The organism is Streptomyces sp. BR123 (assembly GCF_013401435.1).
Classification (GTDB): domain Bacteria; phylum Actinomycetota; class Actinomycetes; order Streptomycetales; family Streptomycetaceae; genus Streptomyces.
Genome location: NZ_JACBGN010000389.1, coordinates 1 through 5973, shown reverse-complemented (window position 1 = coordinate 5973; position 5973 = coordinate 1). Strand labels below are relative to the sequence as shown.

Genomic DNA, 5973 nt, shown 5'->3' with positions numbered 1-5973 from the left:
CCGGTCTCGTGGGCTCGGAAGATGTGTATAAGAGTCAGCGGCAGGCGAAGGGGCGGCGGGAGCAGCGGCTGTTCATCGGCGGCGAGTGGGTGGAGCCGACGGGCGGCCACTACGAGGTGGTCAACCCGGCGGACGAGTCGGTCGTCGGCCTCGCGCCGGAGGCCTCGCCCGCGCAGGTCCTGGAGGCGGCCGCGGCGGCGGCCGAGGCCTTCGAGGGATGGTCGCGGACGCGGCCGGAGCAGCGGGCGGCGATCCTGGACCGGGCCGCGGACATCATCCAGCGGGAGTTCGAGCCGTGGGTGGAGCTGGCCCGGGCGGAGACGGGCGCCCCGACGGGCATCGCGCGCGGGATGCAGGTCGGGGTGGGGGCGGCCCGCTTCCGGCGGTACGCGAAGGGCGCCCTGGAACCGGTCGAGCGGGGACTGCCGCCGCAGGTCACCGAGGCCGGCCCGATGGGGAGGGCGGCCGTGCTGGGGGCGCTGGAGGTGCGTCAGCCGGTCGGGGTGGTCACCTGCATCACCTCGTACAACAACCCGTGGGCGAACCCGGCGGGCAAGGTGGCCCCGGCCCTGGCCATGGGCAACACGGTGGTGGTCAAGCCGGCCCCGCAGGATCCGCTGTCGGTGTTCCGGATGGCCGAGGCGCTGGCGGAGGCCGGGGTGCCGCGGGGCGTGGTCAACGTCGTCGGCGGGCAGGCGGTGGAGGTCGGCGAGGCGGCGGTCGCCTCCCCCCACGTGGACATGGTGTCCTTCACGGGCTCCACGGCGGTCGGGCAGCGCATCGCGGAGGTCTGCGGCCGTTCCATGAAGCGGCAGCTGATGGAGCTCGGCGGCAAGGGCGCGGCGGTCGTCTTCGAGGACGCGGACCTGGACGCGGCGGTGGCCGGGATCGGCACCACCTTCTCCTTCTACAGCGGCCAGATCTGCACCGCGCCGACCCGGGTGATCGTGCACCGGGCGGTGTACGCGCGGCTGGTCGAGAAGCTGACCGCCTACCTGGGCTTCATGAAGGTCGGCGACCCGGCGGTGAAGGGCACGGTCGTCGGCCCGGTGATCTCGGCCGCGCACCGGGACCGGGTGGAGGCGTACGTCGAGCTGGGCCGCAAGGAGGGCGCTCGCCTGGCGTACGGCGGGACGCGCCCGGTGGTGGGCGGCGGTGGAGGCGGCGCGGGTGGCGGGCGCGGCGGTGGCCGTGCCCCGGGCCGCGGGTTCTACGTCGCGCCCACGCTGCTGGTGGACTGCACGAGCGACATGCGGGTGGTCCGGGAGGAGATCTTCGGGCCGGTCGTGGTGGTCGTGCCGTTCGAGGGCGGGAAGGACGGCGGGGAGGACGAGGCCGTCGCCCTGGCCAACGACAGCGACTACGGGCTGCTGAGCTACGTGTGGTCCGGGGACGCGGCGCGCGCGTTCCGGGTGGCGCGCCGGCTGCGGGCTGGCGGGGTCGGGGTCAACACCGTCGGCCGGAACATGGAGGCACCGTTCGGCGGCTTCAAGCGCTCCGGGGTCGGCCGTGACGTGGGCTCGTACGCGCTGCACGCGTACAGCGAGATGCAGTCGATCGTGTGGGCGGGCTGAAATCGTGGGGGCGGGCCGAAAGGGGGGGCGGTCCCGGCCGGGGCAGGTCCGCCGCCCCGACCCGTCGGCGTGCCCTCCGTCCTCGTGTGGCGGCTCAGCCGGTGCAGTGGTCCGTGTGCGGCTCAGTCCTTGTAGTAGTCGGTCAGGACGCAGCCCTTCACCAGGGACGGCTCCTTGCGGAATCCGCTCGGCGGGTTGAAGCCGGGGTGGCAGTTGAGCAGCAGCATGCCGCTCCCGGGGGCGAGGAGGGCGGCCATCGCGTCCGAACTCTCGGATCCCACGGCGAAGTCCTGGCCGATGATCGGGCCGCTGTTGACATCGCCGTTCTTGCCGTCGGCGTGGTCCTTCTCGACCTCGGCCCTGAACGCGGCCTGGAAGACCTTGGGGTCCTTGATCATGAAGATGGTGGTGACGTTGCGGCGTCCGCAGTAGCCGCGCTCGGTGACGGAGTAGGTCTTGCTGTCGTACTTGGCGTCCGGGTCGCTGCCGGAAGTCGACGAGTCGCTCTTGGTGGAGCTGATCCGGTCGCACTTGGTGTAGCCGTTGACGATGCGGGCGGCCTCCGCCATCGAGCCGGCCTTGGGCAGCCCCTTGAAGCCGAGGCCGTTGCCCTTCTTGGCGTTCCCGCCGTCGCCGCTGTTTCCGTTCCCGCCTTCGAGGCCGCCGATCGCGGCGATGCCGGAGCCGACGGCGTCGTCGTCGCCTCCGCAGGCGGTGAGGGTGAGGAGTGCGGCGAGGGCCGTGGCGCCGGCGGCCGCCCTGGTGACTGTCCTGGAGCTCATGACCTTGTGTCCCCCGTGTCGATGACCTTGATCGTCGGGAGCCTAGGGCGACCGGCATGTCCGCGCCAAACGCTGCGGCCGAAAACTGGCGCGGGAAAGTTTGGGAACGGGCAAAACGGGCATGGCTGCGGTTTCCGTATGACGGAACCCGGTTCTGAGCCCCTCTGAACCGGGGGTAACACCGGCATGTGGACCTTTCATTGCCGATTCGCCCCGGCTTCGGTCTCTGGATTCCAAGGAGATCCGCCGTCCCGAGTTCCGGATCTTAGCCCTCCGGATATGGAAACCGCAGGATCTACCGTCCTGTGCCATGACTCAGCTGGACGTTCGGCCCGGAGCCGAAGAAACGGCACGCGACGTCGCCGACGTACGCGGCAAGGGCCTCGGCAAGGGGTCCGTGGGACTGGTGGGCAGCGCCGTCATCGGCATCTCCACCGTCGCCCCCGTCTACTGCCTGACCTCGACCCTCGGCTCCACAGCCGGCGAGGTCGGCGTCCAGATGCCCGCCGTCTTCCTGGCCGGCTTCCTGCCGATGCTCCTGGTGGCCTTCGCCTACCGCGAGCTCAACAAGGCCATGCCCGACTGCGGCACCTCCTTCACCTGGACCGTGAAGGCCTTCGGCCCCCGGATCGGCTGGATGTGCGGCTGGGGCCTGGTGATCGCCACGATCATCGTGCTCTCCAACCTCGCCGGCGTCGCCACCTCCTACTTCTGGCTGCTGGCCGGGGAGGTGACGGGCAGCGAATCGGTCGCCGCCCTCGACGACAACAAGCTCGTCCACATCGCGACCTGTCTCACCCTCGTCGCCGTCGCCACCGCCATCAGCTACCGCGGCATGACCGCCACCAAGGGCGTCCAGTACGCACTGGTCGGCCTCCAGCTCGCCGTCCTCGCCGTATTCGTCGTCATGGCCTTCCGGAAGGCCACCACGGGCGGCGCAGGTTCCCCCGGCGCCTTCGACACCGGCCTGGACTTCTCCTGGCAGTGGATGAACCCCTTCGCGGTCGAATCCATGGCCGCCTTCACCGCCGGCCTCTCCCTCTCGATCTTCATGTACTGGGGCTGGGACGCCTGCCTGGCCACCAACGAGGAGACCACCGGCTCCGACAAGACCCCCGGCCGGGCCTCGCTCATCGCCATGGTCGTCCTCGTCGGCTCGTACCTGGCCACCGGCATCGCCGCCCAGATGGCCGTCGGCTCCGGCGCCACCGGCCTCGGCCTCGGCAACCCCGACACCTCCGGCAACGTCTTCGCGGCCCTCGCCGGCCCCGTCATGGGCCCCGTCCTCGGCGTCCTGCTCTTCGTCGCCGTCCTCGCCTCGGCCGCCGCCTCCCTGCAGACCACCTTCATCCCGGTCGCCCGCACGGTCCTCGCCATGTCCACGTACGAGGCCCTGCCGCCCGCCTACGCCAGGGTCCACCCCCGCTTCAAGACCCCCGGCCGCGCCACGGTCATGGCGGGCGTCGCGACCGGCGCGTTCTACACCGTGATGACCCTGGTCAGCGAGAACGTCCTCACCGACACCATCTTCGCGCTCGGCCTGATGATCTGCTTCTACTACTCCCTGACCGCCTTCGCCTGCACCTGGTACTTCCGCGGCGAGCTGCGCCGCAGCACCCGCGACCTCTTCCTCAAGGGCGTCTTCCCGGTCCTCGGCGGACTGCTGCTCGCCGCCGTCTTCTTCAAGACCCTGATCGACATGTGGGACCCGGCGTACGGCTCCGGATCCACCGTCCTCGGCGTCGGCAGCGTCTTCATCATCGGCGTCGGCCTCCTGGGCCTCGGACTCGTCGTCATGGCGGTCACCGAACGCCGCAGCCCGGCCTTCTTCCGCGGCGAGGTCCTGACGAAGTCGACGCCGTCGCTGGTGGTCGGGGACTGAGCCCGGGCGGGTGCACCGGCGCCCGCCGCGATCGCCGGGCCCGGGGGTGACTCCCGGGCCCGGCGGATCGTTTGACCGGGCATGAACGCCAAGCACGTCAAGCACGCGGCGAACGCCGGCCACACCGAGCGCGCCGTGCAGCGCGCGCTCGCCGCCCTCGCCCTCTCCTCCGCAGCCCTCGGCCTCGCCGCGGGCGCCGCCCACGCCGACAACGCCACCCTCCAGGCGGCCGCCCCGCTCGCCACACGCGTCGGCGACGCCGTCGACCACCCGGACCAGGCCGTACAGGACGCCAAGACCGCCCTGGAAGTCACCGGCACCGTGGCCGGCGCCGCAGTCAAGTCCACCGAGACCTCACTCGCGGGCACCGGCGGCGCCCTCCGGACGGGCCCTCAGGCACTGCCGGCCACGTAGCGCCTGCTGCCGGTGGCGGTCCTGGACCGGCCGTTCGCGGGGGAGCCGAGCGCGAGCCCGGCCCCGTACGAGGAGGCGGCCCTCGCACCGTTCCGGGCGGGGGAGGGGCGGTAGGGCCGGCCAGCGGCAGTGCGTGTCGGAGCGCCGCGGGGCGCGCCCTTGGGTAACGTGACGGGCTGTGGTGATGGGTGCGGAACCCCGTGCGGAACCCCCGGCCTCGCCGGTCAACTCGCACAACGAGTGGGACCCGCTGGAGGAGGTCATCGTCGGAAGGCTCGACGGTGTGACGATCCCCTCCAGCCATCCGGTCGTGTCCTGCAACATCCCGCCGTGGGCGGCGCGGCTGCAGAGGCTCGCCGCCGGCCTCAAGTACCCGAACGTGCTGGTCGAGCCGGCACAGCAGGAGCTACAGCAGTTCGTCGCACTGCTGGAGTCCCTCGACATCACGGTCAAGCGCCCGGACGCGGTCGACCACGGCCGGCGTTTCGGCACGCCCGACTGGTCGTCACGCGGTTTCGGCAACAGCTGCCCGCGCGACAGCATGCTCGTGATCGGCGACGAGATCATCGAGACCCCGATGGCGTGGCCCTGCCGGTATTTCGAGACCCACGCCTACCGCACGATCCTCAAGGACTACTTCCGGCTCGGCGCGCGCTGGACGGCCGCGCCCAGGCCCCAGCTCACCGATGCGCTGTTCGAGTCGGATTTCCGTGTCCCCGGGCCCGGCGAGCCCATGCGGTACATCCTCACCGAATTCGAGCCGGTGTTCGATGCCGCGGACTTCGTCCGGGCGGGGCGGGACCTGTTCGTCACGCGCAGCAACGTCACCAACGCCATGGGCATCGCATGGCTGCGCCGCCATCTCGAACCGGCCTATCGCATCCACGAGATCGAGAGCCGCTGCCGCACGCCCATGCACATCGACACGACGTTCCTCCCGCTCGCACCCGGCAAGGTGCTGGTCAACCCCGAGTACATCGACGTCGACCGCCTGCCCGAGGTGCTGCGCTCGTGGGACGTCCTGATCGCGCCCGAGCCCACGCCGCCCGACGGCCGCCTGCTCAAGATCACGTCGCTGTGCGGCAAATGGCTGAACATGAACGTGCTCATGGTCGACGAGACGCGGGTGATCGCGGAGCGCCACCACACCGGCATGCTGCGCGCCCTGGAACGGTGGGGCTTCGAGCCGATCCCGTGTGACTTCCTGCACTACGCCCCGTTCGCCGGGTCCTTCCATTGCGCGACGCTCGATGTGAGGCGCCGTGGGCGGCTCGAATCGTATTTCCCGTGAGCGGCGGCCGGGGCGGCGGGACGGGGGCCG

At 71.3% G+C, this 5973-nt stretch carries 5 protein-coding genes; 4 read left to right on the top strand and 1 reads right to left on the bottom strand.

Annotated elements, in window-relative coordinates; genetic code table 11:
• Positions 1-8: 8 nt before the first annotated feature.
• Positions 9-1574, top strand: coding sequence for an aldehyde dehydrogenase family protein (locus tag HYE82_RS33410; RefSeq protein WP_309144537.1), 1566 nt, complete (start codon positions 9-11; stop codon positions 1572-1574).
• A 122-nt stretch (positions 1575-1696) separates the two neighbouring features.
• Here the strand turns inward: HYE82_RS33410 and HYE82_RS33405 are convergent, their stop codons facing one another.
• Positions 1697-2356: a hypothetical protein gene (locus HYE82_RS33405; protein WP_179177969.1), complete on the bottom strand. Its 660-nt coding sequence runs from the start codon at positions 2354-2356 to the stop codon at positions 1697-1699.
• Positions 2357-2666: 310 nt separating this feature from the next.
• On the opposite strand from HYE82_RS33405, the gene HYE82_RS33400 reads away from it, so the two are divergent.
• The 3 genes from HYE82_RS33400 (at position 2667) to HYE82_RS33390 (ending at position 5943) form a co-directional block, all read left to right on the top strand.
• A complete protein-coding gene (locus tag HYE82_RS33400; RefSeq protein ID WP_179177968.1) occupies positions 2667-4238 on the top strand; it encodes an APC family permease in 1572 nt (523 codons plus the stop codon).
• Between the two features lie 81 nt (positions 4239-4319).
• Complete coding sequence (locus HYE82_RS33395; protein ID WP_179177967.1) at positions 4320-4652, top strand: hypothetical protein; 333 nt, start codon at positions 4320-4322, stop codon at positions 4650-4652.
• 184 nt (positions 4653-4836) lie between these two features.
• Positions 4837-5943, top strand: a complete 1107-nt coding sequence (locus HYE82_RS33390; protein WP_179177966.1) for an amidinotransferase — start codon at positions 4837-4839, stop codon at positions 5941-5943.
• The last annotated feature ends 30 nt before the right edge of the window (positions 5944-5973 follow it).

Excerpts from the sequence above, each read along its gene's own strand:
- HYE82_RS33405 (WP_179177969.1), bottom strand. The coding sequence starts at position 2,356 with ATGAGCTCCAGGACAGTCACCAGGGCGGCCGCCGGCGCCACGGCCCTC.
- HYE82_RS33400 (WP_179177968.1), top strand. The coding sequence starts at position 2,667 with ATGACTCAGCTGGACGTTCGGCCCGGAGCCGAAGAAACGGCACGCGAC.
- HYE82_RS33395 (WP_179177967.1), top strand. The coding sequence starts at position 4,320 with ATGAACGCCAAGCACGTCAAGCACGCGGCGAACGCCGGCCACACCGAG.
- HYE82_RS33390 (WP_179177966.1), top strand. The coding sequence starts at position 4,837 with ATGGGTGCGGAACCCCGTGCGGAACCCCCGGCCTCGCCGGTCAACTCG.